At 69.0% G+C, this 26622-nt stretch carries 25 protein-coding genes; 21 read left to right on the forward strand and 4 right to left on the reverse strand.

Annotated features, from left to right (window positions below; all coding sequences use genetic code 11):
• Window positions 1–8: 8 nt before the first annotated feature.
• Complete coding sequence (locus JL101_RS26730; protein ID WP_203098228.1) at window positions 9–3005, reverse strand: hypothetical protein; 2997 nt, start codon at window positions 3003–3005, stop codon at window positions 9–11.
• 407 nt (window positions 3006–3412) lie between these two features.
• Between JL101_RS26730 and ccmD the strand changes: the two genes are divergently transcribed.
• The 10 genes from ccmD (at window position 3413) to JL101_RS26780 (ending at window position 12004) form a co-directional block, all read left to right on the forward strand.
• Entirely contained in the window at window positions 3413–3658 is a 246-nt protein-coding gene (ccmD, locus tag JL101_RS26735; protein ID WP_203098227.1) for a heme exporter protein CcmD, read from the forward strand.
• Window positions 3655–4155 carry a cytochrome c maturation protein CcmE gene (gene ccmE / locus JL101_RS26740; RefSeq protein WP_203098226.1) on the forward strand — a complete coding sequence of 167 codons (501 nt, stop codon included), beginning with the start codon at window positions 3655–3657 and terminating at the stop codon, window positions 4153–4155. The genes ccmD and ccmE overlap by 4 nt, the downstream gene beginning before the upstream one ends.
• A 4-nt stretch (window positions 4156–4159) precedes the next feature.
• Entirely contained in the window at window positions 4160–6148 is a 1989-nt protein-coding gene (locus tag JL101_RS26745; protein WP_203098225.1) for a heme lyase CcmF/NrfE family subunit, read from the forward strand.
• Window positions 6149–6172: 24 nt separating this feature from the next.
• Window positions 6173–6703 (forward strand): DsbE family thiol:disulfide interchange protein, encoded by a 531-nt coding sequence (locus JL101_RS26750; protein ID WP_203098224.1) that lies wholly within the window; start codon window positions 6173–6175, stop codon window positions 6701–6703.
• Complete coding sequence (locus JL101_RS26755; RefSeq protein ID WP_203098223.1) at window positions 6700–7179, forward strand: cytochrome c-type biogenesis protein; 480 nt, start codon at window positions 6700–6702, stop codon at window positions 7177–7179. Before JL101_RS26750 ends, JL101_RS26755 begins: the two co-directional genes overlap by 4 nt.
• 4 nt (window positions 7180–7183) lie before the next feature.
• Window positions 7184–8605, forward strand: coding sequence for a c-type cytochrome biogenesis protein CcmI (gene ccmI / locus JL101_RS26760; protein ID WP_203098222.1), 1422 nt, complete (start codon window positions 7184–7186; stop codon window positions 8603–8605).
• Between the two features lie 249 nt (window positions 8606–8854).
• Complete coding sequence (locus tag JL101_RS26765; protein WP_203098221.1) at window positions 8855–9664, forward strand: ABC transporter ATP-binding protein; 810 nt, start codon at window positions 8855–8857, stop codon at window positions 9662–9664.
• A gap of 60 nt (window positions 9665–9724) precedes the next feature.
• Window positions 9725–10570, forward strand: a complete 846-nt coding sequence (locus JL101_RS26770) for a transporter substrate-binding domain-containing protein (RefSeq protein WP_203098220.1) — start codon at window positions 9725–9727, stop codon at window positions 10568–10570.
• A 35-nt stretch (window positions 10571–10605) separates the two neighbouring features.
• Window positions 10606–11310, forward strand: a complete 705-nt coding sequence (locus tag JL101_RS26775; RefSeq protein WP_203098219.1) for an ABC transporter permease — start codon at window positions 10606–10608, stop codon at window positions 11308–11310.
• A gap of 4 nt (window positions 11311–11314) precedes the next feature.
• Window positions 11315–12004 (forward strand): ABC transporter permease, encoded by a 690-nt coding sequence (locus JL101_RS26780; RefSeq protein WP_203098218.1) that lies wholly within the window; start codon window positions 11315–11317, stop codon window positions 12002–12004.
• A gap of 19 nt (window positions 12005–12023) precedes the next feature.
• Here the strand turns inward: JL101_RS26780 and JL101_RS26785 are convergent, their stop codons facing one another.
• The 3 genes from JL101_RS26785 to JL101_RS26795 all read right to left on the reverse strand — a co-directional run bounded on the left by JL101_RS26785 (window position 12024) and on the right by JL101_RS26795 (window position 15079).
• A complete protein-coding gene (locus tag JL101_RS26785; RefSeq protein WP_203098217.1) occupies window positions 12024–12176 on the reverse strand; it encodes a hypothetical protein in 153 nt (50 codons plus the stop codon).
• Window positions 12177–12303: 127 nt separating this feature from the next.
• On the reverse strand, window positions 12304–13563 hold the full coding sequence (locus JL101_RS26790; RefSeq protein WP_323374744.1) for an MFS transporter: 1260 nt from the start codon (window positions 13561–13563) through the stop codon (window positions 12304–12306).
• Window positions 13564–13624: 61 nt separating this feature from the next.
• The gene (locus JL101_RS26795) at window positions 13625–15079 is read right to left on the reverse strand and encodes a helicase HerA-like domain-containing protein (protein WP_203098216.1); all 1455 of its coding nucleotides are present in this window, start codon (window positions 15077–15079) and stop codon (window positions 13625–13627) included.
• Window positions 15080–15172: 93 nt separating this feature from the next.
• Here JL101_RS26795 and JL101_RS26800 point away from each other — a divergent pair, with 93 nt between their 5' ends.
• From JL101_RS26800 to nusA, 11 genes are all read left to right on the forward strand, one after another.
• Window positions 15173–15403, forward strand: coding sequence for a hypothetical protein (locus JL101_RS26800; RefSeq protein ID WP_203098215.1), 231 nt, complete (start codon window positions 15173–15175; stop codon window positions 15401–15403).
• Between the two features lie 414 nt (window positions 15404–15817).
• Window positions 15818–17209 (forward strand): tRNA (N6-isopentenyl adenosine(37)-C2)-methylthiotransferase MiaB, encoded by a 1392-nt coding sequence (gene miaB / locus JL101_RS26805; RefSeq protein ID WP_203098294.1) that lies wholly within the window; start codon window positions 15818–15820, stop codon window positions 17207–17209.
• The gene (locus JL101_RS26810; protein WP_203098214.1) at window positions 17206–18240 is read left to right on the forward strand and encodes a PhoH family protein; all 1035 of its coding nucleotides are present in this window, start codon (window positions 17206–17208) and stop codon (window positions 18238–18240) included. Before miaB ends, JL101_RS26810 begins: the two co-directional genes overlap by 4 nt.
• A complete protein-coding gene (ybeY, locus tag JL101_RS26815) occupies window positions 18237–18818 on the forward strand; it encodes an rRNA maturation RNase YbeY (RefSeq protein ID WP_203098213.1) in 582 nt (193 codons plus the stop codon). The genes JL101_RS26810 and ybeY overlap by 4 nt, the downstream gene beginning before the upstream one ends.
• Window positions 18819–18857: 39 nt before the next feature.
• Window positions 18858–19769, forward strand: a complete 912-nt coding sequence (locus tag JL101_RS26820) for a hemolysin family protein (protein WP_203098212.1) — start codon at window positions 18858–18860, stop codon at window positions 19767–19769.
• Window positions 19762–21408, forward strand: a complete 1647-nt coding sequence (gene lnt / locus JL101_RS26825) for an apolipoprotein N-acyltransferase (protein ID WP_203098211.1) — start codon at window positions 19762–19764, stop codon at window positions 21406–21408. Before JL101_RS26820 ends, lnt begins: the two co-directional genes overlap by 8 nt.
• Window positions 21409–21521: 113 nt before the next feature.
• Entirely contained in the window at window positions 21522–22001 is a 480-nt protein-coding gene (locus tag JL101_RS26830) for a helix-turn-helix domain-containing protein (RefSeq protein WP_203098210.1), read from the forward strand.
• 262 nt (window positions 22002–22263) lie between these two features.
• A complete protein-coding gene (metK, locus tag JL101_RS26835) occupies window positions 22264–23433 on the forward strand; it encodes a methionine adenosyltransferase (RefSeq protein ID WP_203098209.1) in 1170 nt (389 codons plus the stop codon).
• The gene (gene trmB / locus JL101_RS26840; RefSeq protein WP_228435182.1) at window positions 23426–24190 is read left to right on the forward strand and encodes a tRNA (guanosine(46)-N7)-methyltransferase TrmB; all 765 of its coding nucleotides are present in this window, start codon (window positions 23426–23428) and stop codon (window positions 24188–24190) included. Before metK ends, trmB begins: the two co-directional genes overlap by 8 nt.
• Before the next feature lie 293 nt (window positions 24191–24483).
• Window positions 24484–24969: a ribosome maturation factor RimP gene (gene rimP, locus JL101_RS26845; RefSeq protein ID WP_203098207.1), complete on the forward strand. Its 486-nt coding sequence runs from the start codon at window positions 24484–24486 to the stop codon at window positions 24967–24969.
• A gap of 58 nt (window positions 24970–25027) precedes the next feature.
• Complete coding sequence (gene nusA, locus JL101_RS26850; RefSeq protein ID WP_203098206.1) at window positions 25028–26542, forward strand: transcription termination factor NusA; 1515 nt, start codon at window positions 25028–25030, stop codon at window positions 26540–26542.
• The last annotated feature ends 80 nt before the right edge of the window (window positions 26543–26622 follow it).

Raw genomic sequence — 26622 nt, forward strand, 5'->3', positions numbered from 1 at the left:
GCCCCCCGTCACTTCCCAACCCGCGCCGCCGCCGCAGCAGCCACCGGCACCGCGCCGCTATCCACCATCTTCAGCTTCCAGTCCTGCGCCTCGGTGCCGTCCAGGTTCAGGTGTCCGGCCAGGAACAGCACGCGGTCGGTGTCGGCGCCCTTGGCGGTGCAGAAGCGGTCCTGGAGGTAGTAGGGCGGCGTCGCCTGGTAATAGAGCGTCGCCTTGACCGACGCCGCGGTTCCCTTCAGGTCCGCCAGCGGCACGGCATAGACCAGCGTGTCGCCGCCGCCGTCGCGGTAGTCGGGATCGTCGCCGACCGCCGTCGGGGCCACGTCCTCGGCCAGGTCGGCACCGGCGCCCAGCGCCTTCGCGATGGCGCGCCGCTGGTCGAGGCCCAGGAAGCCGTGGGGCAGGATGCGGTTGTCCTTCACGTCGGCGCAGATCGACAGGAAGCTGGTGGTGAAGTCGCCGGTCGGCTTCACGTCGTGACCGCAGACGGGGGCCTGGCCCGCCGGCAGGTTCGTGGGCGGCGCCGTCACCAGCTCCTGGTAGATCTGCGCCTGGTCCTGGCGGGTGACCACCTGGTAGTGCGGCTGGTGCGGCAGGCTGCCGGCATTGGCCCGGCCGGAGCAGTCGTCCTTCCACCACAGCTCGCCGGCGACCGGCTTGCCCGCCTCGTCCACGATGACGCCGGCGCCGTTGGTCCGGCCCGAGGCCCACAGCACGTTGCCGTTGGCGTCGAGCACGTCGAATTCGATGAAGGCGCGGCGGAAGCCGACGCCCGACGGCAGCTTGTGGCCGGTCTTGCTGGTGACCGCGACGGTCGCCCGGAGGTTGCCGCCGTCCGTCTCCACCCCCGTCACCGCTATGGCGGCGGTGCCGCCGGAGGCTTGGTCCAGCATCGCCTGCTCGGTCCGGAGCAGGGGATCTACGCCCTTGGACACCAGCATCGGGTCCTGGGTGCGGATGCCCAGGATGTCGGGGAACTGCTGGGCCATCCGGGTGAAGAAGACGTTCAGCCCGACCAGCGTGTGCTGGGCGAAGCCGTCGCGCACGGGCAGGTCGATGTCCTCGGGTCCCAGGTTGTTCTCGGCCTGGGGGAAGTTGGAATATTCCTGGATACTCGCGATCTTGCTGCGGTACGGCTTGCCGGACGGGTCCTTGCTCGGCATGTGGCAGTCCTGGCAGCTCGCGGGCGTGGCCCCCGGCCCGCCGGGCAGCTTGCCGTCCACGCCCTCGCCGGTGCGGTAGGCGCTGAAGGCCCATTCCGGATATGTCGTCTGCTCGTAGACGTGGGTCAGCACCTTGCCCTTGTCGAGCACCGGCAGATGGACCGTGTGGCAGGTGCCGCAGGTCTCGGAATTGGTGATCGCGGCGTGGTATTCCGGCCGGTTGCCCAGCGCCTGCTCCATCGGCTTGACCTTGGGGTCCTTGAAGGGGCCGAAGATCGTGTCCGGCCGGCCGACCAGGAAGCTGCCGGTGAAGGTCCGGGCGAAGCCGGTATTGTCCGGGTTCAGGAAGGCCTGCCGCTCGGCGATGCAGGCGTTCTGCGGCGCGTCCTTGAACTGAGCCGTCGCCTCCGCCCCCAGCGCCATGCGGTGGCAGGCGGTGCAGGAGACGCCGTCGCGCGCCAGCGCGCCGTACGGCGCGTGCACGGCGCCCGGGTTGCCGGCGGGAAACGGCACCGCGTTGGCGAAGGACCGCAGGAAGTCCTGGCACTTGCCGGTCTCGGCGAACTTGTCCACCGTGAACTGGCGCTGGCCCAGGATGCCGTGGCAGCCCAGGCAGGTGTTCTCCACCAGGTCCGCGCTCTCGGGATGGAAGGTCTGGGTCTCGCTGGCGAGCTGGGCGAAGAAGATCGGGTCGCGTCCGGCCAGCCCCATGGGCGAGGTCCACCACGTGGCATAGGGCGACAGGTTCAGCAGCTTGGCGCCGTGGGGGTTCGGCCGGGTCATGTCGAACTGCAGGCCGGTGCTGCCGGCGTCGTGGCAGCCCATGCACTGGTCGGAGGTGACGAACTCGCTGGCGGCGCCGGGGCCGCCGGCCTTGACCCAGACGCTGTCATAGGTCTGGGACGGCATCTTCGACACCGTCTCCCAGGTCGGCCTGGGCAGCCCGGCGACCTTCAACCCGGCGGCCACGTCGGGATCGAAGGCGTATTGCGGCTGGCCCAGCCGCGCCGCGTCGTCGGTCGGCAGGCTGACCAGCCGGTGATGGATCTCGGGCGCCGGGGCCTCGAAGAAGTGCTGGCTGAGGAAGACCAGCGGCTCGCCCGGCTGGCCCAGCATGTTCTTCAGGCTGGCGAAGGTGTAACCGTCCTTGGCCGAGGCGTGGCAGTTCAGGCAGTACTGGCCGAAGCCCATGTTGGCCAGCGGGTTGGTCGGTCCGGGCGGCCAGTCCGGCGCCCAGCCGCTCCAGCCGAACCAGCCCCAGAACCAGCCGTCGTGGGACGCCTGGGCGTCGCGCACCATGATGGCGGCGCCGCTGGTCGGAAGGAGATTGAGCGGATCGACCCCGTCGCAGGCCGCAGCCGGCGCCGGGAACATCTCCTTGACCATGATGGCGCCGTCGGGAACCGGCGCCGGGTCCGCCGGGGCGGCGGCCTCGTCGGACGGGCGGTTCACCTTCAGCCACTCCACCATCTCGGGCGAGTACCAGATCACCACCGGCGCGTGGGTCCCGGCATAGGTCCCGACCCATTGGCCGTCCTGGAGGCTGGCGGTATAGGGGCCGGTGTCGCGCACCCGCTTGTCCCGCACCCACCCCGCGGCCGTGTCCCGGTGGCAGAAATTGCGCAGATAGTCCCCCAGCTTCGTCTCGTACTGGTCGAGCGGCAGGGCGCCCGGCTTCCGCACCGCCTCGGCCAGCGAGGCGCACAGGGCGCCGTCCGTCGGCACCATCGGGGTCGGCCGGGCCGCCGTGCAGGCCGGCGCCGCGAGGGCCGCGCCCGCCGCGAGCAGGCCGCACAGGGCGAGGGCGGGGACCAGGAGACGGGACAGGAAGGATCGGGACATCCGGGGTTTCCCTTCGGAAGGACAGCCCGGTGCGGTTGAGTCGCGACCGGTTCTTTCTCCAGGGTATTAGACCTTCGGGGTTAAGTCCATCGGGGAGGACGGTCCGCAGGCCCGGCACAGCGCGATTGTCACAGCCGCCGCCCCCCGGCTTGTCTGTCCCCGGCCCCGCTGTCATAGTGCCGGAGGATCCCGGAAGGCGGCGAAGATCCGCCCCGACATGCGTCATGGCGTCGCGACCCTGTGTCCGTCCCGACATCACGGACCAAATGGGCGATAGACCGGCAAGGCTTATTGCCTTTCAATCGGCGCATTCTGGTGAGATGACGGCTTGGTGGGAGAACTGGTAAGCATGAAGGCGGTCAAGGGCGCCCTGGAGAGTGCCCGGCGAGGGATCAACTGGCAGGATCATGGCTGAGTTCTTTTCGATGGGCGGCTATGCCGCCTATGTCTGGCCGGCCTACGGGGTCGCGGCCGTCTTTCTCGTGGGCATGCTGGTCGTCAGCCTGCGCGGCCTCCGCCGCCACGAAGCGCTGCTGAAGACCCTGGAGACGAGCCGCCCGCGGCGGCGCGACCGGAACCGCCGCGACAGCGGCCCTGCCCCATCGGCCCCGGCACCGTCGGGATTGCCCGCCGCGGAAGGACACGAAGGATGACCCGCAAGAAACGCCGCCTCTACATGCTGGGCCTCGCCCTGCTGGGCCTGGGCACCGCGACCGCGCTGGCGCTGACCGCGTTCGAGGACAACCTGGTCTTCTTCTACAGCCCGTCCGACCTCGCGGCCCAGCAGGTCGGCGAGCGCAGCTTCCGCCTGGGCGGGCTGGTGGAGGAGAACAGCGTCAAGCGCCTGCCCGACGGTCTGACGATCGAGTTCCGGGTCACCGACACCGCCAAGTCCGTTCCCGTTACCTATGCCGGCATCGTGCCCGACCTGTTCCGCGAGGGGCAGGGCGTCGTCGCCGAGGGGCGCCTGCGCCCCGACGGCGTGTTCGTCGCGCGCGAGGTGCTGGCCAAGCACGACGAGAACTACATGCCGCCCGAGGTGGCCGACGCGCTGACCCGCGCCGGCGCCCCCCAGCACGCGACCAAGTCGCTGGAAGCCCCCGTGCCGGCGTCCGCGACCGGTCCCCTGACTCCCGCCCCCAAGGAGTAACGCCGTGATCCCCGAACTGGGCCATTACGCCCTGGTCCTGGCACTGTTCCTGGCGCTGGTCCAAGCGACCCTGCCGCTGATCGGCGCCGCGCGCGGCGACGCCGCCTGGATGGAGGTCGCGAAGCCGGCCGCGATCGGCCAGTTCGCCATGATCCTGGTCAGCTTCCTGGCGCTGACCTACGCCTACGTGGTGTCCGACTTCAGCGTGCTGAACGTGGTCGAGAACAGCCACTCCATGAAGCCGATGCTCTACAAGGTGTCGGGCGTCTGGGGCAACCACGAGGGCTCGATGGTCCTGTGGGTGCTGATCCTGGCCCTGTTCGGGGCCGCCGTCGCCCTGTTCGGCCGCAACCTGCCGCCGACGCTGAAGGCGCGGGTCCTGTCGGTCCAGGCGATGATCGGCATCGGCTTCCTGCTGTTCATCCTGGCGACCAGCAATCCCTTCATCCGGATCGATCCGGCCCCGCTCGACGGGACCGACCTCAACCCGCTGCTCCAGGACCCCGGCCTCGCCTTCCACCCGCCGTTCCTGTATTTCGGCTATGTCGGCTTCTCCATGGCCTTCTCCTTCGCCGTGGCCGCCCTGATCGAGGGCAGGGTCGATCCCGCCTGGGCGCGCTGGGTGCGGCCCTGGACGCTGGCCGCCTGGGCCGGCCTGACGCTCGGCATCGCGCTGGGATCGTGGTGGGCCTATTACGAGCTGGGCTGGGGCGGCTGGTGGTTCTGGGACCCGGTCGAGAACGCCTCCTTCATGCCCTGGCTGGCCGGCACCGCGCTGCTGCACTCCGCCATCGTGGTGGAGAAGCGCGACGCGCTGAAGAGCTGGACCATCCTGCTGGCGATCCTGACCTTCGCGCTGTCGCTGATCGGCACCTTCCTGGTCCGGTCGGGCGTGCTGACGTCGGTCCACGCCTTCGCGGTCGATCCCGCCCGCGGCGTCTTCATCCTGGTGCTGCTGGTCGTCGCCACGGCGGGGGCGCTGCTGCTCTACGCGATCCGCGCGCCGTCCATGAAGATGGGCGGGCTGTTCGCCCCGGTCAGCCGCGAGGGCTCGCTGGTGCTGAACAACCTGCTGCTGTCCACCGCGACCGCGACCGTGTTCCTGGGCACCCTCTACCCGCTGTTCCTGGACGCGATCGGCGCCGGCAAGGTGTCGGTCGGGCCGCCCTTCTTCAACGCGACCTTCATCCCGCTGATGGTGCCGCTGGTCGCCGCCATGTCGGTCGGACCGCTGCTGGCCTGGAAGCGCGCCGACCTGGCCGGCGCGCTGGCGCGGCTGAAGTTCGCGGCATTGCTGACCGTGATCTGCGTGCTGGGCGCCCTCTACGCCTACCAGGGCGGGCCGGTGCTGGCGCTGCTCGGCGTGGCGCTGGCGGCCTGGGCCTTCTTCGGCGCCATCGCCGAGCTGGCCGACCGGATCAGGCTGTTCCGCGCCCCCCTCGGGGAAAGCTGGCGCCGCGCCAAGGGGCTGCCGCGGTCGAGCTGGGGCATGACCATCGCCCATGCCGGCATGGGCGTCGCGATCGCCGGCATGACCGGGTCGGCCGCCTGGATGACGGAGCGCATCCAGCTGATGCGTCCGGGCGACACGGCACAGATCGCCGGTTACGACATCCGGTTCGACGAGGTCCACCAGGCCCAGGTCGCCAACTACCAAGCCAAATCGGCCACCTTCACGGTGATCCGCGACGGCGAGGTGATCGCGACGCTGCACCCGGAGGAGCGCTGGTTCCCGGTCGCCCGCATGTCGACCACCGAGGCCGCGATCCGGACCAACTGGGTGTCCGACCTCTATGTCGTGCTGGGCCAGGAGCAGGAGGGCACCGGCGGCTACGCGACCCGCCTGTACCACCACCCGCTGGTCCCCTGGATCTGGATCGGCTGCGTGATCATGGTGGCGGGCGGCTGCGTCTCGCTCAGCGACCGGCGCTTCCGAATCGGCGTGCCGGAACGCCGGCGGAGCCGGCAGCCCGTGCCCCAGCCGGCCGAATAGACCGCCCGTACAGGAACCCCCGAGATGCGCCGCCTTATCTACATCCTGCCGCTGGCCCTGTTCGTGGTCCTGGCCGGGTACTTCGCCATAGGCCTGACCCGCGACCCCTCGGTCGTGCCGTCGGCCCTGATCGACAAGCCGGTGCCTGAATTCGCCCTGCCGCCGCTGCTGAACGACGGCAAGGGCTTGGCGACCTCGGACCTCAAGGGCGAGGTCCAGCTGGTCAACGTGTTCGCCTCCTGGTGCGTGCCCTGCCGGGTCGAGCATCCCGTGCTGATGCGCCTCGCCCGCGAGCAGGGCGTCACCGTGAAGGCGATCAACTACAAGGACAAGCCGGAGGACGCGGTCCGCTGGCTGAACCAGGGCGGCAACCCCTATGCCGCGATCGGCGCCGACCAGGACGGCAGGGTCTCGATCGACTGGGGCGTCTACGGCGTGCCGGAGACCTACGTGATCGATGCCGAAGGCCGGATCCGCTACAAGGTCGTGGGTCCCGTGATGCCGGACGAGGTCGAGCGCACCATCCTGCCGCTGATCCGGGAGCTCCAGGGATGAGGGCGCACCTGCGGGCCGGCCTCGCCGCCCTCCTCCTGTGCGTCTCCTCGCCCGTCCTGGCGGTCCAGCCCGACGAGGTGATGAAGGACCCGGCGATGGAGGCTCGGGCGCGCGAGATCAGCAAGGAACTGCGCTGCCTGGTCTGCCAGAACCAGTCGATCGACGACAGCAACGCGCCGCTCGCCCGCGACCTGCGGGTGCTGGTGCGCCAGCGGCTGGCGGCGGGCGACGACAACGCCGGGGTGCTCGACTACGTCACCGCGCGCTACGGCGACTACGTGCTGCTGCGCCCGCCCTTCAAGGCCAGCACCTACGTGCTGTGGATCGGCCCGGCGGTCGTGCTGCTGCTGGGCGGGATCGGCGCGGCGCTGTTCCTGCGCGGCCGCCACCGCGCCGTGGCCGGCGGCGAGACCGCCGCTCCGCTGACTCCCGAGGAACGCCAGCGGCTCGACCGGCTGCTGCGCGAGGATGCCTGATACCATGCTGTTCTGGATCGTCGCCGCCCTGATGACGGCGGCCGTGACCGCCCTGGTCCTCACCCCGCTCCTGCGCGCCCGGCACTCGGCCGCGGGCCGTGCCGCCTACGACCTGGAGGTCTACCGCGACCAGCTGGCGGAACTGGACCGCGACCTCTCCCGCGGCGTGATCGACGAGCGGCAGGCCCAGGCCGCCCGTGCCGAGATCGGCCGCCGCATGCTGGCCGTGGCGGACGAGGGCGAGCGCGAAACGGCGTCCGGCGCCGTGTCGCCCGGGCGGGGCAGCCGCTGGGTGGCGCTGGCGCTGTGCGCGCTGATCCCGCTGGGGGCTCTGGCCGTCTATATCCCGACCGGCCATCCCGACCTGCCGGCGCAACCCTTCGCTTCACGTGAAACAGCGCCGGGCGGCGGCCCGCCGGGCGAGGTGATGCAGGCCATCGCCAAGCTGGAGCAGCACCTGAGGGACGAGCCCGGCGACCTCCAGGGCTGGCTGCTGATCGCCCAGACCTATACCCGCATGGGCCGGTTCGGGGACAGCGCCGAGGCCTACCGGAACGCCGTCGGCGTCAGCCAGGGCAAGGACACCGGCATCCTGTCCTCCTACGCGGAGGCGATGACCGCGGCCAACCAGGGCGTGGTGCCGGAGGAGGCGGTCCGCACCTTCGACGCCGTGCTCCAGGCCGACCCGAAGGACGCCCGCGCCCGCTATTATTTGGCGCTCGCCCGCGCCCAGGCCGGCGATCTGCGCGGCGCGCTCGACCGCTGGGTCGCCCTGGCGGCGGAGAGCCCGGCCGACGCGCCCTGGCTACCTACGGTGCGCCAGCGCATCACCGACACCGCCGGCCAGCTCGGGGTCGATGCCGCCACGGTGATGCCCCAGCCGCTGCCGCCCTCCCAGGCCCAGGCGGCGCCCGCCCCGGGGACCGCCCCCGGCCCGACGCGCGAGCAGATGGCCGGCGCCGCCGACATGACCGCGGAACAGCGCGACGCCATGATCCGGAGCATGGTGGACGGGCTCGCCAGCCGCCTGAAGGACAACCCGAACGATGCCGACGGCTGGCTCCGCCTGGGCCGCGCCTACAGGGTGCTGGGCGAGCGGGACAAGGCGACGGAGGCCCTGGCGTCCGGGGTCAAGGCAGCTCCCGGCCGGGTCGACCTGCTGACGGCCTATGCCGACGCCCTGATCGCCTCGGGCGGCGACCAGGACGCCCCGCCCGCCCCCGCCGTGGCGGTGCTGCGCGACGTGCTGAAGATCCAGCCCGACAACCCGCAGGCGCTCTACTTCGTCGGCCTGGACGCCGCCCGCGCCGCCAACACCGCCGAGGCCTCCCAGCTCTGGGGCCGGCTGCTGACCCAGCTCCAGCCCGGCTCGCCCGAGCACGCCGAGGTCCAGTCGCTCCTCGACCGCCTGAAGCAGGGCGGCTGACCGGGATCAAACGGGACGGTGGCCTTTTATTGCCCACAGATGAACGCAGATGGACACAGATAGGGGCAAGTATCTGTGTCCATCTGCGTTCATCTGTGGATAACCAACGGCACGCTCCCTGGCAACCGTCCTCCCGGGCGGCGGCGCGGCTTCGCCTCAAATTGGAGTGATGTGGAAAATCGGATTTGCGCCGCAGCGGCTGCCCGGATAGCCTGTTGCGGTCATATCGGTAGCAGTCAGATCGGAAGCATGGCCCTGTCACAGCCGCCGCCAGCGAACCAGATCCCCAGCCCCGACCCCGGGGCGGCCATCGTCGTCGAAGATCTCCACAAGCGGTTCGGGCAGCTCGAGGTGCTGAAGGGCGTCTCGCTGGTCGCCCACGAGGGCGACGTGATCTCCATGATCGGGTCGAGCGGGTCGGGCAAGAGCACCTTCCTGCGCTGCATCAACCTGCTGGAGACACCCGACGAAGGCCGCGTCTGGGTCAACGGCGAGCTGATCCGGATGAAGCAGGGCCGCCACCACGCGGTGCCGGCCGACCCGCGACAGGTCGATCGCATCCGGTCCCGGCTCGGCATGGTGTTCCAGGGGTTCAACCTGTGGAGCCACATGACGGTGCTCCAGAACGTGATCGAGGCGCCGGTCCATGTCCTGGGCGTCCCGAAGGCCGAGGCGATCGCCCGAGCCGAGGCGCTCCTGGAGAAAGTCGGGCTGGAAGCCAAGTCCAAGGCCTATCCCAGCCATCTCTCCGGCGGGCAGCAGCAGCGGGTCGCCATCGCCCGGGCGCTGGCCATGCAGCCCAAGGTGATGCTGTTCGACGAGCCGACCTCGGCGCTCGACCCCGAACTGGTCGGCGAGGTGCTCCGCGTGATGCGCCAGCTCGCCGACGAGGGCATGACCATGATCGTCGTGACGCACGAGATGGGCTTCGCCCGCGAAGTGTCGAGCGAGGTCATCTTCCTGCACCAGGGCCGCATCGAGGAACGGGGACCGCCCGACCAGGTGCTGGTCGATCCCCAGTCCGAGCGCTGCCGCCAGTTCCTGGCACGCAATCTCTGACCAACTAGAAAATACCGACAGAACAGCGACGAAAAGTCGATGAACAGGAGAGACCGTATCTTGAAGAAGACCCTCGCAGCCATCGCAACCGGCATGATCCTGATCGCCGCCGCCGGCGTCCCGCAGGCCCAGGCGCAGACCAAGGTGCGGATCGCCACCGAAGGCGCCTACCTCCCCTGGAACGGCATGGACGCCTCGGGCAAGCTGATCGGGTTCGAGATCGACCTGGCGGCCGAGCTGTGCAAGCGCATCGGCGCCACCTGCGAAGTGATGGCCCAGGATTGGGACGGCATCATCCCCGGGCTCCAGTCGCGGAAGTACGACGTCATCATGGCCGGCATGTCGATCACCGACGAGCGCAAGCAGGTCATCTCGTTCGCCGGCCCCTACGCCACCGAGCCGACCGTCTTCGCCGCCATGAAGGGCAGCCCGCTGCTCGACCAGAACCTGCCGACGACGGCCGTGGACATGGCCGAGATCACCCCGGACGAGCAGAAGCTGATCGACCAGACCGGTGCCGCGGTCAAGGGCAAGACCGTGGGAGTCCAGGTCTCCACGATCCAGCAGAACATGCTGGAGCAGCTGATGCCCGGCGTCGAGGTCAGGACCTACGACAAGGTGGACAATCTCGGCCTCGACCTGGTGTCCGGCCGGATCGACGCCATCGTCGCCGACCGCTCCGCGATCGAGGGCCTGATCAAGGCCGGCGACCAGAACAAGGACATCACCAAGTTCGGCCCCGCCTTCTCGCGCGGCGTCCTGGGCGAGGGCGTCGGCGCCGGCGTCCGCAAGGCCGACACCGAGCTCCAGGCCAAGCTGGACAAGGCGATCAAGGAGGCCACCGCCGACGGCACCATCACGAAGCTGACGACCCAGTGGTTCGGCTACGACACGTCGATCAAGTAAGGGCCCGGGGGTGACCGGAAGCCGGATCCCGCGTCATGCTTGACCTGCTCGCCTGGGGCGACACCGGCTGGGGCGACGAGCTGGTCCGCGGCACGCTGATGACGCTTGCGGTGGCGCTCTGCTCGTTCGCGCTGGGCCAGGTGTTCGGGGCGCTGGGCGCCACCGCCAAGCTGAACGGCGGCATCGTCACCCGCGGCATCGCCGAGGTCTACACCACGGTAGTGCGCGGCGTGCCCGAGCTGCTGGTCATATACCTGCTGTTCTTCGGCAGCGGCAACGCGATCATGGCCATAGCCGCGGTGTTCGGCTACACCGACTATATCGAGGTCAACGCCTTCACCATCGGCGTGCTGTCGGTCGGGCTGATCTCCGGCGCCTATTCGACCGAGGTGATCCGGGGCGCCATCCAGGCGGTGCCGTTCGGCCAGATCGAGGCCGGGCGCGCCGTGGGGATGCGCAGGAGCCAGATCTTCTTCCGCATCCTGCTGCCCCAGACCTTGCGCTACGCCCTGCCCGGCCTCGGCAATGTCTGGCAGCTCACCCTGAAGGACACGGCGCTGATCTCGGTCACGGCCCTGGCGGAGCTGATGCGCTCCGCCCAGGTCGCGGCCGGCGTCACCCGCGACCCGTTCCTGTTCTACACGGTGGCGGCGGCGCTGTACCTGGTACTCACCTCGCTCTCGACCGTCGCGTTCGACCGGGCCGAGCGCTATTCCAACCGCGGCGTAAGGCGGGCCTGAGACCATGAACCTGTCGGTGATGTGGAGTGCGGTGCCGACGCTGCTGGCCGGCGTTCCGGTGACGCTCCAGCTGGTCGGGCTGGCCCTGCTGTTCGGCTTCGTGCTGGCGTCCGGCGTCGCCTGGATGCGGCTGTCGGCCAACCGCGTCCTGTCCGCGATCGCCGGGGCCTACGTGTTCGTCTTCCGGGGCACGCCGCTGCTGGTCCAGATCTTCCTGATCTATTACGGGCTGGGCCAGTTCCAGGCAGTCCGCGCCAGCATCTTCTGGGAGATCCTGCGGGAGCCCTACTGGTGCGGCATCCTGGCGCTGACGCTCAACACGGCCGCCTATACCAGCGAGATGATCCGCGGCGGCATCCAGTCCGTGCCGCACGGCCAGATCGAGGCGGCGCGCGCCTGCGGGTTCTCCCGCTTCCTGGTGTTCCGCCGGATCGTGGCGCCGATCGCGGTCCGGCAGGCGCTGCCCGCCTACGGCAACGAGGTCATCCTGATGGTCAAGGCCAGCTCGCTCGCCAGCACCATCACCCTGCTGGAGATCACCGGCATCGCCCGCCGGATCATCTCCCAGACCTTCGCGGTGTTCGAGGTGTTCATAGTGGCGGGGGCGATCTACCTGCTGATCAACTTCCTGATCACCCGCCTGATCCGCTACGCCGAGTGGCGCGTGACCCCGCACCTGCGCCGCCCGGCATAGCGGGCGGCACAGGTTCCGGTCAGTCCGGCTCGTGCTCGGCTGGGTCGTCGTCCGTGGCGTCGCCCACCCGGCCCGGCGAGATCCGGCCCTTGCCCCCGGCCGCCGTGCCTGCGTTCTCGTCGAGAGCCGCGTCGATGCCCATGAAGTCCTCGAGGTCGTGGTGGCTCAGCATCTTCTTCCTCCGGTACGCCATCCTGGGGCGTCGCCGCCCATCCTGCGCGTGATTGCTTAAAAATGTCATGCACCCGTGCCGGATGCGGCAATAGGTCAATCTCCCTGCCGGTCGGAACCCCGGCCGATCAGACCGACCGTTCCTCCCGCACCGCAAACAACAGCACCAGACCCAACGCGAGCAATAGCACGATGGTTGCCATTCCCGCCCGTTGACTTTGGAAGGATTCCGTGGCCCACGCGAGGAGAAGCGGCCCCGCGAAGGAGACAGCCCGCCCGGATAGCGCGTACAGGCCGAACATCTCAGTCTCCATCCCCGGCGGCGACAGGCGGGCCATCATCGACCGCCCGGCCGCCTGCGCCGGCCCGACGAAGATCCCCAGTCCCAGCGCCAGGACCCAGAAGGCGGTCTGGGACTCGGCGAACAGCAGCGGAATGCCGAATCCGATCAGCCCCGCCAGGCACCAGGCGATGGTCCGCTTCGGCCCGATCCGGTCGTCGATCCAGGCGAAGCCAAAGGCCCCGGCGGCCGAGGTGACGTTCAGCGCGATCGCGAACATCACGATCTGGTCGAACCCCATGCCGAAGGTCCCGGCGGCATAGATGCCGCCGAACGCGAACAGCGTGTTCAGCCCGTCGCGGTAGAGCGCGCTGGCGAGCAGCCAGCGGACGATGTTGGCATAGCGCCGGATGTGCCGGACGGTGTCCGCCAGCGCCCGCAGCCCTTCCCGCACCGCCGTCCCGAGCGGCACGCCGGTGGACGGCCGGTCCGGCGTCAGCAGGAACAGCGGCAGGGCGAAGACCGCGTACCACGCGGCCACCAGCAGGGCGGTCGCCCGGACGTTCGCCTGCTCCTCCGTCCCGACCAGGCCGAACAGCGGGTTCTCCGCCTGCACCAGCCCGAACAGCGACAGCACCAGGCAGCCCAGCCCGCCGACATAGCCCAGGCCCCAGCCCCAGCCGGAGACCCGGCCGGTATAGCCCGGCGGCGCCAGCGACGGCAGCATGGCGTTGTAGAAGACGTTGGCCAGCTCGAAAGTCACGCCGGTCAGGGCCACCAGCACCAGCGCCGGCATGACGGAGGACGGCTCCGGCGTGACGAACCACAGCAGCGCCGTCCCCGCGACGGTCAGCGCCGTGAACAGGGCAAGCCAGGGCTTGCGCCGCCCGCCCCGGTCGGCGATGGCGCCCAGCACCGGGCTCAGCACGGCGACCGCCAGCCCGGAAACGGCGACCGCCCTGCCCCACTGGGCGGTGCCCGCCACCTCGGACTCCGCCACCGCCCGGGTGAAGTACACGCTGAAGATGAAGGTGCCGATGACCGTGTTGTAGGCCGACATGGCCCAGTCATAGAGGCACCAGGAGAAGATCCCGCCCCGCCGTTCCACCAAGATCCGCTCCCGTCCCGCCGGTCGAAGCGCCCCGGCCGCGGAAACAGGCTCCGCCCGGTCAGCGCTTCATGATGGCGCCCAGGATACCCCGCGCGATCTGCCGGCCCAACTGCGTTCCGAGGCTGCGCAGCGCGCTGTTGACCATCGCCTCCCCCGGGGACTGGCGCGGTGCCGCGGCGCGCGGCTGGCGTCCCGCGGGCTTCTGCGCTTTCGCGGGCTCGATCGCCGGCTTTTCCGCCCGCTCGCGCAGGTGCTCATAGGCGGAATGCCGGTCGATCGGGTGGTCGTAGCGGCCCTTCACCGGGCTGCGGGCCAGCAGGTCGGCCCGCTCGGCGGCGCCGATCGGGCCCAGGCGGCAGCCGGGCGGCGCCATCATCACCCGGTCAACCACCGATGGCACGCCCTTGGCCTCCAGCAGAGAAACCAGCGCCTCGCCGACCGCCAGTTCCTGGATCGCCGCCGCGGCGCTGAATTTCGGGTTGGCCCGGAAGGTCTCGGCGGCGGCGCGCACCGCCCGCTGGTCGCGCGGGGTGAAGGCGCGCAACGCGTGCTGGACCCGGTTGCCGAGCTGTCCCAGCACGTCCTCCGGGATGTCGAGCGGGTTCTGCGTGATGAAATAGACGCCGACGCCCTTGGAGCGGATCAGCCGGACCACCTGCTCGACCTTGTCCACCAGGGCCTTGGGCGCGTCGTCGAACAGCAGGTGCGCCTCGTCGAAGAAGAAAACCAGCTTGGGCTTGGGCAGGTCGCCGGCCTCGGGCAGTTCCTCGAACAGTTCCGACAGCAGCCACAGCAGGAAGGTCGCGTACAGGCGGGGCGAGCGCATCAGCTTGTCGGCGGCCAGCAGGTTGACGATGCCGCGCCCATCCGGCGCCACCCGCATCAGGTCGGCCAGTTCCAGCGCCGGCTCGCCGAAGAAGCTCTCGGCTCCCTGCTGCTCCAGCACCAGCAACTGGCGCTGGATCGCGCCGACCGACGCCTTGCTGACGGTGCCGTAGCGCGGCCCCAGCGACGCGGCATTGTCGGCGACATGGGCCAGCATCGCCCGCAGGTCCTTCAGGTCGAGCAGCAGCAGCCCCTCGTCGTCCGCGACCTTGAAGGTGAGGTTCAGCACGCCTTCCTGGACATCGTTCAGTTCCAGCAGGCGGGCCAGCAGCAGCGGCCCCATCTCGGAGACGGTCGCCCGGATCGGATGCCCCTGCTCGCCGAACAGGTCCCACGGCACCGTCGGGCAGCCGTCCGACGCCGGGTCCGCGATGCCCAGGAGCGCCGCCCGCTCGGCAACCTTGGGATTGCCGCCGCCGGGCTGGCTGATGCCGGCGAGGTCGCCCTTGACATCGGCCAGGAAGACCGGCACGCCCGCCCGGGAGAACCCCTCCGCCAGCACCTGGAGCGACACCGTCTTGCCGGTCCCGGTCGCCCCGGCGATCAGCCCGTGCCGGTTCGCATACTTGAGCGGGAGGACTTGGCTTTCCTCCCCTTTTCCCACGAAGATGCCCTCGCCCCCAGCCATGCGCCGCTCCTCTCCCCGGATGTCGCCCGCGATAGAATGCCAGGAATCTGGAGCGGATGCATATCGTCGTATTGAAGTTACAGAGGGAAAGACATGAACATGAAAACCCCGTTCAATAGAATCCAAGAGAATGCCAACAAAGGCCCATCCCATGAATGCGCAAACAACGCTGTTGGACAAGCATCTTGTCTTGATGAAGATCGAGAGAGAAAACTGCAGGCTTTAAGGGAGATTATCGAGGCCTCCCTAAAGGGAGGTGGCAGTTTTACGGATGATGACGTCTCCAACGCCATAGAAGCGAAAGCCATTTCTTTTATGGAATGAGATTCTTCAGCGCGGATCTCCACCCATGACTTCCGATCTGCGGAGGGGAGGGATCACGGATGGACACGGATAAGCACGGATAGCGTTCGGAGAATCCTCGCCCCCAATGAAGCCGTCGCGCATGTCGGTTCCGTGTCCATCCGTGCCTATTCGTGTCCATCCGTGATCCATCGACCTGCCCGGCCCCAAGGCCCCCGCCGCCAGCCGGCACCGTGCCCCCGATACCGAGTCGTTGACTCCCCCTCCCTCCCCGGTGCTATTTTCCGGCCGACGCACGGGTGAAAAGCGCCCGGAGCGACCATATGCATTGATGCAAGGCCGCGTCGCCGCACCGGACGCGCCGACCGCAACGGGTTTTCCAGGGTTCAGCTTTTGACCAAGAAGAAACTGTTCATCAAGACCTGGGGCTGTCAGATGAACGTCTATGACAGCGCCCGCATGGCCGATGTCCTGGCGCCGCTGGGGTATCAGCCGGTCGAGGCCCCCGAGGGGGCCGACATGGTCATCCTGAACACCTGCCACATCCGCGAGAAGGCTTCGGAAAAGGTCTTCTCCGAGCTGGGCCGCCTGCGCCTGGAAAAGAACCGGCAGGCGACCGACGAGGACGGCCGCCGCATGATCATCGCCGTCGCCGGCTGCGTCGCCCAGGCGGAGGGCGAGGAGATCATGGCGCGGGCACCGTTCGTCGACATGGTGTTCGGCCCCCAGACCTACCACCAGCTGCCCGAGATGGTCGCCCGCGCCAGCCGCGCCGCCGGCGAGCGGGTCCTGAACACCGATTTCCCGGTGGAGAGCAAGTTCGACTTCCTGCCGGGCGAGAGCGCCGACGCCGGCGTCTCGGCCTTCCTGTCGGTGCAGGAGGGTTGCGACAAGTTCTGCACCTTCTGCGTCGTCCCCTATACCCGGGGCGCCGAGTTCTCGCGGCCCGCGGCCCAGATCCTCGCCGAGGCGCGGCGCATGGCGGCGTCCGGCACCCGCGAGATCACCCTGCTCGGCCAGAACGTCAACGCCTACCACGGCGACAGCCCGGCCGGCGGCACCTGGGGCCTCGGCCGGCTGATCCGCGAGGTGGCCGCGATCGACGGCGTGGAGCGCATCCGCTACACCACGTCGCACCCGCGCGACATGGACGACGACCTGATCGCCGCCCACGGCGAGGTGCCCCAGCTGATGCCGTTCGTCCACCTGCCGGTACAGAGCGGGTCGGACCGCATCCTGGCCGCCATGAACCGCAAGCACACCGCCGACGACTACCGCCGGCTGATCGACCGGATGCGCGCGGCCCGCCCGGACCTCGCCCTGTCGTCCGACTTCATCGTCGGCTTCCCCGGCGAGCGCGACGCCGACTTCGCGGAAACGCTGCGGCTGGTCACCGACATCGGCTACGCCCAGGCCTATTCGTTCAAGTACAGCGCGCGGCCGGGCACGCCGGCGGCGGGGCTGGACGACGCCCAGGTGCCGGAGCCCGTGAAGAACGAGCGGCTGGCTGCGCTCCAGCAGCTGCTCAACGCCCAGCAGGTCGCCTTCAACCAGGCTTGCGTCGGCCGGGTCCTGCCGGTGCTGCTGGACCGGTCCGGCAAGCGGCCGGGCCAGCTGATGGGCCGCAGCCCGTTCATGCAGTCGGTCCCGGTGGCCGCACCGCAACGTCTGGCCGGAACGGTGGTTGATGTCCGTATCAGTGCCGCACACGCCAACAGCCTCGCCGGCGAACCGGTGCTGGCCGACGGCGTGACGGTCTCCGGCCCGGCGGCCCCTGCGCCGCCCGCGGACTTTTCCAACCCCCCAGCCTGGGAGGCAACTGCTTGACGGGGTCCCCCGACCGTCGCATCGACCTGGCCTTCGACGACAACCGGCTGCTGCCGCTGCTCTACGGCGAGCATGACAGCCATCTCGCCCGGATCGAGACCCAGCTCGGCGTCTCGCTGATCAGCCGTGGCAACACCCTGACCATCGCCGGCCCGCCCGACGCGTCGGAGAGCGCCCGCGCGGCGCTCGACGCGCTGTGGGAGCGGCTGAAGCGCGGCATGGTCGTCGGCACGGCGGAGGTGGACGCGGCGCTGCGCATGGCGACCGGGGTCGGCGACGGCGCCGCCCGCGAGCTTGCCATGCAGGCGATCGCCCGGCCCGACTTCAACGTCAAGACCAAGCGCCGGTCGATCTCGCCGCGGTCGCCGACCCAGGCGGCCTATATCCAGGCGCTCCAGGAGAACGAGCTGGTCTTCGGGCTGGGTCCCGCCGGCACCGGCAAGACCTATCTGGCCGTGGCCCAGGCGGTCGTCATGCTGACCAGCGGCCAGGTGGACCGGATCGTTCTGTCCCGCCCGGCGGTCGAGGCGGGCGAGCGGCTGGGCTTCCTGCCCGGCGACCTGCGGGAGAAGATCGACCCCTACCTGCGCCCGCTCTACGACGCGCTGTACGACATGCTGCCGGCAGAGCAGGTCGCCCGCCGGCTGGGCAACGGCGAGATCGAGATCGCCCCGCTCGCCTTCATGCGCGGCCGGACGCTGGCGAACGCGTACGTCATCCTGGACGAGGCGCAGAACACCACGCCGATGCAGATGAAGATGTTCCTGACCCGCCTGGGCGAGAACGGGCGCATGGCGGTGACCGGCGACACCAGCCAGATCGACCTGCCCTCGGGCACCCGGTCGGGCCTGAAGGACGCGATCGAGATCCTGCACGGCGTGCCGGGCGTCAGCTTCGTCCATTTCGGCGACGCCGACGTGGTCCGCCACCCGCTGGTCGGCCGCATCGTCCGCGCCTACGACCGGCACGACGCCGAGCGCAAGGCCGGCCGGCCCGGAGAGGACGTTCGACGGGACGACGGGCGGCGATGACGGCTTCCGTGCGACCGCCGCTGGAGATCTCGGTCGGCCTTGAAGCCGGCGACTGGGAGGGCCTGGTCCCGGACGCCGGGCGGCGGGTCGAGTCGGCGGCCCGCGCGGCCTTCGCCGCGGCCGAGCATCCGGACATCCTGCGCGACGCGGCGGCGGCCGAGATGAGCCTCGTGCTCGCCGACGACGCCATGGTCCGAACGCTCAACCGCGACTATCGCGGCAAGGACAAGCCGACCAACGTCCTCTCTTTCGCTTTGCTTGACGATGCCGGGGACGTCGATGATGACTTGGCGTCGCATCCGGGAATGCCTATACTCATCGGAGACGTGATCCTGGCCTGTGAAACCGTGCGGCGCGAAGCCGCCGAACAGGGAAAACCGGTCGAGGATCATCTGACGCACCTGGTTGTTCATGGCGTGCTCCATCTTCTCGGTTATGATCACGAAACCGACCCCGACGCCGACCGCATGGAAAGGCTGGAAACCAGCATTCTCGCCGGCATGGGCATCGCCGATCCCTATGCCGGGCCGTCGCCGGATTCCGAACGATCGCCCGGCGATCCGGCCGGATCCGGGTGACGGCGCGGATGGCGGCCCCAAACCCCAAACCATATGACAATGGCAGACATATCCGGCAGTAGGACGCCCCGTGAAGACGGGGCCGACGAGCAGAACTCCTTCACCGGCCAATTTCGCGGCTGGTTGAGGACCATCCTGGGGGGACGCGGCGATACGACGCTGCGCGACACCATCGAGGAGTTGATCGAGGAACGGCGTGAAGCCGAGGGATCGATCGCCGCCGACGAGCGGGTACTCCTCGCCAACATCCTCAAGCTTCGGGACCGCACCGTCGTGGACACGATGGTGCCGCGCGCCGACATCGTCGCCGTCGACATCGACACGACGCTGCCGGAGCTGATCGAGCGCATGTCGCAGGAGGCTCACTCCCGGATGCCGGTCTACCGGGAGACCCTCGACGACGTCGTCGGCGTGGTCCACATCAAGGACGTGCTGTCCGCAGTCGCGCGGAAGACGCCTTTCCAGCTCAAGGACATCACCCGCGACGCGGTGATCGTGGCGCCCAGCATGCCGGTCCTCGACCTGCTGCTCCAGATGCGCCAGTCGCGCCAGCACATGGCGCTGGTCGTGGACGAATTCGGCGGCATCGACGGACTCGTGACGATCGAGGACCTGGTCGAGGAGATCGTCGGCGAGATCGAGGACGAGCACGACGAGACCGAGGAGCCGATGCTGGTGACCCGGCCGGACGGCACCATGCTGGCCGACGCCCGCGTTCCGATCGACGATTTCCTCAGCCTGGTCGGACCCGTCCTGGACGACGGCGAGCGGGAGGACTTCGACACGCTCGGCGGCCTCGTGTTCAACCTCGCGGGCCGCGTGCCGAGCCGGGGCGAACTGCTCAAGCATCCCTCGGGCCTGGAGTTCGAGGTGGTGGACGCCGATCCGCGGCGGATCAAGCGCCTGCGGGTCCGCAACCTTCCGGAGCCCGTCGACGCCACCCATGGATGACGCTTCCCTGCGCCTCCGGGCTCGGGGCGGAAGCGCGGACGACGACGCGGCGGCAGGCGGCGCGGTGCCCCGGGAGCGGATCCTGGGCCTCGCGGCGCGCGTGTCCGCCCTGGCCGGCTGGCGCCGCTACCTCGCGGCGGCGGCGTTCGGCGGCCTCGCGACCCTCGCCCTGCCGCCGGCCTTCGCCGTGCCCGTGCTGCTGCTGGCCTTTCCCGGCCTGCTCTGGCTGCTCGACGGCGCGGCGACCCGCCGGGCCGCCTTCTTCACCGGCTGGTGGTTCGGCTTCGGGCATTTCCTGCTCGGCCTCTACTGGATCTCCTTCGCGCTGCTGACCGACATCGCCCGCTTCTGGTGGATGATGCCCTTCGCGGCGGCGGGGCTGCCGGCGCTGCTCGCCATCTTCGTCGGGCTGGCGACCGTGGCCCTGCACGTCCTGTCGCGGCGCCTGCGCCTGGGCGGACTTTCGCGCGTGCTCGCCTTCGCGATGCTGTGGACGGTGGCGGAGTATCTGCGCGGGCATGTCCTGACCGGCTTCCCCTGGAACCTGATCGGCTATTCTTGGGTGGGATTCCTGCCGGTGCTGCAGAGCGTCGCGGTGATCGGCACCTATGGCCTGGGTCTCCTGACGGTCGCGGTCGCCGCGACGCCGGCCCTGTTCGGCGACCCCTCCGAGTCGCGGCGCCGGGCGGCCGGATCGGTGGCGTTCGGCCTTCTCCTGATCGCCGCGATCGGCGTCGCCGGCTGGGTTAGATTGTCGCAGAACGACGGGTCCACGGTTCCCGGCGTGGTGGTACGCATCGTCCAGCCGAACATCGCGCAGACGCTGAAATGGAACCCGGCCGAACGGGCGCGGAACTTCGAGCGCCTGCTGGAAATGACGGCCGCGGGACCCGCCGCGGGGGGCCCGGCCCCCACCCACGTGGTCTGGCCGGAAACGGCGGTACCCTTCTTCCTGGAACGCGACGCGGCGGCCCGGCAGGCGATCGGGTCGGTGACGCCGTCCGGCGGCAGCGTGATCACCGGCGCCCCGCGGGTCAGGACCGAGCCGGACGGCACCAACCGGTTCTGGAACAGCCTCCATGCGGTGGACGGCAGCGGCGCGGTGGTCGCCAGCTACGACAAGTTCCACCTGGTGCCGTTCGGCGAGTACATGCCGCTGCGGGGCGTCCTGCCGGTCGCTGCGATCGCGGCCGGATCGACCGATTTCTCCGCGGGGGCCGGACCGGAGACGCTGGACGTCGCCGGCCTGCCGCCGTTCAGCCCGCTCGTCTGCTACGAGGTGATCTTCCCCGCCGCGGTGAAGGACCCGGAACGGCGGCCGGAATGGCTGCTCAACGTGACGAACGACGCCTGGTACGGCATCAGCGCGGGGCCGCACCAGCACTTCGCCATCGCCCAGGCCCGCGCCGTCGAGGAAGGGCTGCCCATGGTCCGGGCGGCGAACACCGGCATATCCGGGGTCGTCGACGGCTATGGCCGGATCTCGGCCTATCTCGGGTTGGGTACGCGCGGAGTCGTTGACGCGGCGCTGCCGAAATCGCTTGGAAACACCCCGTACGGTCGAATTGGCGACTGGACATTGGTGTTACTTCTTATGAGTTTCGCCCTCAGCACAACCATCGCTCGACAGACCCCTTGATTGTCGCACATATTTTCGTATGCGCGTGCACAAGAATGCGCTAGTACGTACTATTGAATGCATACACGTGCATGACTAGTTACAACACTAACATTCAACAGGGGTTTGAGGGCATGCAACCACAGACACGAGGCCGGCGTGGAACCGGCGGGCGGCCCAAGACCGGGAAGCCGAATCCGATCGACGTACATGTCGGGTCGCGGGTAAGGCTGCGCCGCACTCTCCTCGGCATGAGCCAGGAAAAGCTGGGCGAGGCGATCGGCCTGACGTTCCAGCAGGTCCAGAAATACGAGCGGGGCGCGAACCGGATCGGCGCGAGTCGCCTGTTCGACCTCAGCCGCGTCCTGGACGTCCCGGTTTCGTTCTTCTTCGACGACATGCCGTCCGACTCCAACTCGATCATCCCGGGCGAGCCCATCCACAGCGGTTTCGGCGAGGAGAAGCCGGGTTCGTTCGAGCCCGATCCGATGGCCAAGCGGGAGACGCTGGAGCTTGTCCGGGCATACTATCGCATCACCGACCCGCAGGTCCGTAAGCGCCTGTTCGAATTGACCAAGTCGGTCGCCAACGCGGCCAACAACGAAGGCGACTGACCGGCGGCCGGTCGCCCTGGCCAAGATTCCGGCCGGCCCTGCGCAGCCTGGGCCGGCGGCGGGGCAATGCCGGAAGGGCGGCCTCATAAGATTGCGAAACAATTCCCGCGAATAGCCTTGCGGGATAATCAGTTTGCGGGTTCCGGATCAAGTCACTTGACCCGGATGGTTGGGATTGCGAAAACAGGGATAATGCTCGTCACGCCGGTGATGGGCCGATTATCTTCGTATGTCATCAATCCGCAACGTGCCGAGGCAACCTGTGGCTCTACGCAACTATGTCTTCACCAGTGAATCGGTTTCCGAGGGCCACCCCGACAAGGTCTGTGACCGCGTCTCCGACGCCATCGTAGATCTGTTCCTTGGCCATGACCCCTATGCGCGGGTGGCGGTCGAGACGCTGGCGACGACCAACCAGATCGTCCTGGCCGGCGAGGTCCGGGGACCGGACTCGATCACGCCCGACCTGATGGAAAGCGTCGCGCGGCATGCGATCAAGGACATCGGGTACGAGCAGGAAGGCTTCCACTGGGAGAAGGCCGACGTCAAGATCCTTGTCCATGCCCAGTCCGCCGACATCGCGGTCGGCGTCGACGCGGCGGGCAACAAGGACGAGGGTGCCGGCGACCAGGGCATCATGTTCGGCTACGCCTGCCGGGAGACCGAAGCGCTGATGCCGGCACCGATCTACTTCGCGCACGGCATCCTGAAGAGCCTGGCGGAGGCGCGGCATTCCGGCGCGGCCCCGCAACTCGGCCCCGACGCCAAGAGCCAGGTCAGCCTGCAGTACGAGAACGGCAAGCCGGTGCGCGCGACCTCGGTCGTGGTCTCCACCCAGCACATGGACGGCCTCGACCAGGCCGAGGTGCGGGAGATCGTCCGGCCGCACGTGATCAACGTCCTGCCGGAAGGCTGGATGTGCGACGAGGAATTCTTCTACGTCAACCCGACCGGCCGTTTCGTGATCGGCGGCCCCGACGGCGACGCCGGCCTGACCGGCCGCAAGATCATCGTCGACACCTACGGCGGCGCGGCGCCCCACGGCGGCGGCGCCTTCTCCGGCAAGGACCCGACCAAGGTCGACCGGTCCGCGGCCTACGCCGCCCGCTACCTCGCCAAGAACGTGGTGGCCGCCGAGCTGGCCGAGCGTTGCACCATCCAGCTGGCCTATGCCATCGGCGTGTCCCGTCCGCTCGCCGTCTACATCGAGACCTACGGGACCGGCCGAGTCGACGAGGACCGGCTGTCCAAGGTCCTGCAGGAACTGGTCAATCTCAGCCCGCGCGGCATCCGCGAGCATCTCGGCCTCAACAAGCCGATCTACGCCCGTACCGCGGCCTATGGTCACTTCGGCCGCGCGCCGGAAGCCGACGGCGGATTCTCCTGGGAGCGCACGGACCTGGTGTCGGACCTGCGGTCGGCCTTTGCCTGATCGTCCTCCCGGTCCGCGCGACGACGCGCCGGCCGACCTGCGTGAGAAAGTCTACGGCCGCCGGCGCGGCCGTAGATTGCGCCTCTACAAAACCAACCTGCTGGAAACGCTGCTTCCCCGGCTGGCGATCGAGCCTCCGGGCGACGGCCGGCGCATCGATCCCGTCTCGCTCTTCGCGGCGCCCGCAGGCGCTGCAGGGACCGGCATCGGGTCCGGCATCCGCGACGTGTGGCTGGAAATCGGCTTCGGCAGCGGCGAGCACCTGGCCGGCCAGGCCGCGGCACATCCCGATATCGGCATGATCGGCTGCGAGCCCTTCCTCAACGGTGTCGCCAACCTCCTGGAACACATCGACCAGGGCGGCCAGCGGAACATCCGGATCCTGGCCAACGACGCCCGGCCGCTGATCGATGCCCTGCCCGACGCGTCGATCGGCCGCTGCTTCGTGCTGTTCCCCGATCCCTGGCCCAAGATCCGCCACCACAAGCGCCGCTTCATCGGACCGGAGAACCTGGCCCGCCTGTCGCGCGTGCTGAAGGACGGGGCCGAGCTGCGCATGGCCAGCGACGTCATGGGCGTCGCCATGTGGATGCTGGAGCATGCCTGGCGGCATCCCGACTTCGAGTGGCTCGCCCGGACCGCGGAGGACTGGCGCACCCGGCCCGACGACTGGCCCCAGTCGCGCTACGAGCAGAAGGGCATCGAAGCCGGCCGCAAGCCCGTGTTCCTGCGCTTCCGGCGCAAACCCAGGGGCTGAGCCGGCGGACCGGGCGCGCCACGGGGCGCCCGGCCCGCCGCCGGCGCCGCCCGCCCGGGAACCAGACGGGCAAGGACCGGGAAGGCGCCCGGAAAGTATTGTGGAAAATCCTTGCGGCCTGCCTCAACTCCGCTATATTCCATTCCGTGATCCCATACGATCCGGTGGTCCCGCCAAAACGGGCCATGCCGGCTCGCATCCGGGTGGGCCACTGGCCCACTTTTTTGTTTTTTGTCTACAGTTCTTTGAACCGGGCTCCTGATGCCCGGTCATGTTGCCACAAGTCAGGTGGAATGGACGCAACCGACCGGATACAACAGATCATCGCCCCCTCGGTCGAAGCCATGGGCTACGAGATCGTGCGGGTGCAGGTGTCGGGCACGCAGCGGCCCACCTTGCAGGTGATGGCCGAGCGGAAGGACAATGCCGCCATGACCGTCGAGGATTGCGCTGACATCAGCCGTGCGGTGTCCGCCCTTCTCGACGTCGAGGACCCTATTTCTTCCGCCTATACGCTGGAAGTCAGCTCGCCGGGGATCGACCGGCCGTTGACCCGGCTGAAGGATTTCGAACGGTTCGCCGGCTTCGAAGCGCGCATCGAGACCCGCTTCCCGCTGGACGGCCGCAAGCGGTTCCGCGGCATGCTGAAGGGCGTCCAGGACGGGTCCGTGCTGATCGAGACCGATACCGGTCCGGCCACCATCCCGTTCGACGCCGTGCAGCGCGCCAAGCTGATCCTGACCGACGCACTGATCGCCGCCACCGCGGCACAGCAGTAGCCGGCCTTTTCGCCTCACGTCCGAGTGCCTACTCTAACGAACGCCAGGGACTTCTGGAATGGAACTGCTACAAGTAGCCGATGCGGTCGCCCGCGAGAAGAACATCGACCGGGATGAGGTCCTGGAAGCGATGGAGCAGGCGATTCAGAAGGCAGGCCGCTCCAAGTACGGACATGAACACGACATCCGGGCCCGGATCGACCGCAAGACCGGCGACATCCACCTGATGCGATATCTCGAGGTGGTGGAGGAGGTCGAGAACGAGACGACCCAGCTCACCCTTCGTGAAGCCCAGCGCATGAAGAAGGACGCGGCCGTCGGCGAGTTCCTGACCGACGAGCTGCCGCCGATCGACTTCGGCCGCATCGCGGCGCAGACGGCCAAGCAGGTCATCGTCCAGAAGGTGCGCGAGGCGGAGCGGCAGCGGCAGTTCAAGGAATACAAGGACCGCGTCGGCGAGGTGGTCAACGGGCTGGTCAAGCGGGTCGAGTACGGCAATGTCACCGTCGACCTGGGCCGGGCGGAGGCGATCCTGCGCCGCGACGAGCTCCTCCCCCGCGAGCACTTCAAGAACGGCGACCGCGTACGCGCGTACATCTATGACGTACGGGCCGAGGCCCGAGGTCCCCAGATCTTCCTGTCGCGGACCCATCCCACCTTCATGGCCAAGCTGTTCTCCCAGGAAGTGCCGGAGATCTACGACGGCATCATCGAGATCAAGTCGGTCGCCCGAGACCCCGGTTCGCGCGCCAAGATCGCGGTGCTGAGCCACGACAGCTCGATCGACCCGGTCGGCGCCTGCGTCGGCATGCGCGGCAGCCGCGTCCAGGCCGTCGTCGGCGAGCTCCAGGGCGAGAAGATCGACATCATTCCCTGGTCCCAGGACCCGGCGACCTTCGTCGTCAACGCCCTGGCCCCGGCCGAGGTGGCCAAGGTCGTGATGGACGAGGAGAGCAAGCGCATTGAAGTCGTGGTTCCCGATGACCAGTTGAGTCTGGCGATCGGACGCCGCGGCCAGAACGTGCGTCTCGCCAGCCAGCTGACCGGCTGGGACATCGACATCATGACCGAGAACGAGGAGTCGGAGCGGCGCTCGGAAGAGTTCAAGACCCGTTCCCAGCTCTTCATCGACGCCCTGGACGTGGACGACGTGATCGCCCACCTGCTGGTCGCCGAGGGCTTCTCGTCGGTCGAGGAGATCGCCTTCGCCGAGACCAACGAGCTCGCCGAGATCGAAGGCTTCGACGAGGACGTGGCCGAGGAGCTGCGCGAGCGCGCCCGGACCTTCCTCGACCAGCAGAACAGCGAGATGACCGAGCGGCGCCAGGCGCTGGGCGTCGCCGACGAGATCGCGGAGATCGAGGGCCTGACCCCCGTCATGCTGGTCAAGCTGGGCGAGAACGGCGTCAAGACCCTGGACGACCTCGCCGACCTCGCGGGTGACGAACTTCGCGAGATCGTCGGCAAGGACGCCATGACGCTGGACGACGCCAACGCCATCATCATGGCGGCCCGCGCCCACTGGTTCACCGAGGACGGTGAGCCGGCGACCGCCTCGACCGAGCAGCACTGACCCCGGTTCCTCCGGGACCACCGTTTTCGAACCCCGGTTCGCCAACTCCAGTTCACCAACCAAGGACCGACCCTGCAACG

It is taken from the genome of Skermanella rosea, assembly GCF_016806835.2.
GTDB lineage: Bacteria > Pseudomonadota > Alphaproteobacteria > Azospirillales > Azospirillaceae > Skermanella > Skermanella rosea.

Bases quoted from the DNA above. Each gene is read 5' to 3' on its own strand.
- JL101_RS26730 (WP_203098228.1), bottom strand. From the start codon at position 3,005: ATGTCCCGATCCTTCCTGTCCCGTCTCCTGGTCCCCGCCCTCGCCCTG.
- ccmD (WP_203098227.1), top strand. From the start codon at position 3,413: ATGGCTGAGTTCTTTTCGATGGGCGGCTATGCCGCCTATGTCTGGCCG.
- ccmE (WP_203098226.1), top strand. From the start codon at position 3,655: ATGACCCGCAAGAAACGCCGCCTCTACATGCTGGGCCTCGCCCTGCTG.
- JL101_RS26750 (WP_203098224.1), top strand. From the start codon at position 6,173: ATGCGCCGCCTTATCTACATCCTGCCGCTGGCCCTGTTCGTGGTCCTG.
- JL101_RS26755 (WP_203098223.1), top strand. From the start codon at position 6,700: ATGAGGGCGCACCTGCGGGCCGGCCTCGCCGCCCTCCTCCTGTGCGTC.
- ccmI (WP_203098222.1), top strand. From the start codon at position 7,184: ATGCTGTTCTGGATCGTCGCCGCCCTGATGACGGCGGCCGTGACCGCC.
- JL101_RS26765 (WP_203098221.1), top strand. From the start codon at position 8,855: ATGGCCCTGTCACAGCCGCCGCCAGCGAACCAGATCCCCAGCCCCGAC.
- JL101_RS26775 (WP_203098219.1), top strand. From the start codon at position 10,606: ATGCTTGACCTGCTCGCCTGGGGCGACACCGGCTGGGGCGACGAGCTG.
- JL101_RS26780 (WP_203098218.1), top strand. From the start codon at position 11,315: ATGAACCTGTCGGTGATGTGGAGTGCGGTGCCGACGCTGCTGGCCGGC.
- JL101_RS26785 (WP_203098217.1), bottom strand. From the start codon at position 12,176: ATGCTGAGCCACCACGACCTCGAGGACTTCATGGGCATCGACGCGGCT.
- JL101_RS26795 (WP_203098216.1), bottom strand. From the start codon at position 15,079: ATGGCTGGGGGCGAGGGCATCTTCGTGGGAAAAGGGGAGGAAAGCCAA.
- JL101_RS26800 (WP_203098215.1), top strand. From the start codon at position 15,173: ATGAACATGAAAACCCCGTTCAATAGAATCCAAGAGAATGCCAACAAA.
- miaB (WP_203098294.1), top strand. From the start codon at position 15,818: ATGAACGTCTATGACAGCGCCCGCATGGCCGATGTCCTGGCGCCGCTG.
- ybeY (WP_203098213.1), top strand. From the start codon at position 18,237: ATGACGGCTTCCGTGCGACCGCCGCTGGAGATCTCGGTCGGCCTTGAA.
- JL101_RS26820 (WP_203098212.1), top strand. From the start codon at position 18,858: ATGGCAGACATATCCGGCAGTAGGACGCCCCGTGAAGACGGGGCCGAC.
- lnt (WP_203098211.1), top strand. From the start codon at position 19,762: ATGGATGACGCTTCCCTGCGCCTCCGGGCTCGGGGCGGAAGCGCGGAC.
- JL101_RS26830 (WP_203098210.1), top strand. From the start codon at position 21,522: ATGCAACCACAGACACGAGGCCGGCGTGGAACCGGCGGGCGGCCCAAG.
- rimP (WP_203098207.1), top strand. From the start codon at position 24,484: ATGGACGCAACCGACCGGATACAACAGATCATCGCCCCCTCGGTCGAA.
- nusA (WP_203098206.1), top strand. From the start codon at position 25,028: ATGGAACTGCTACAAGTAGCCGATGCGGTCGCCCGCGAGAAGAACATC.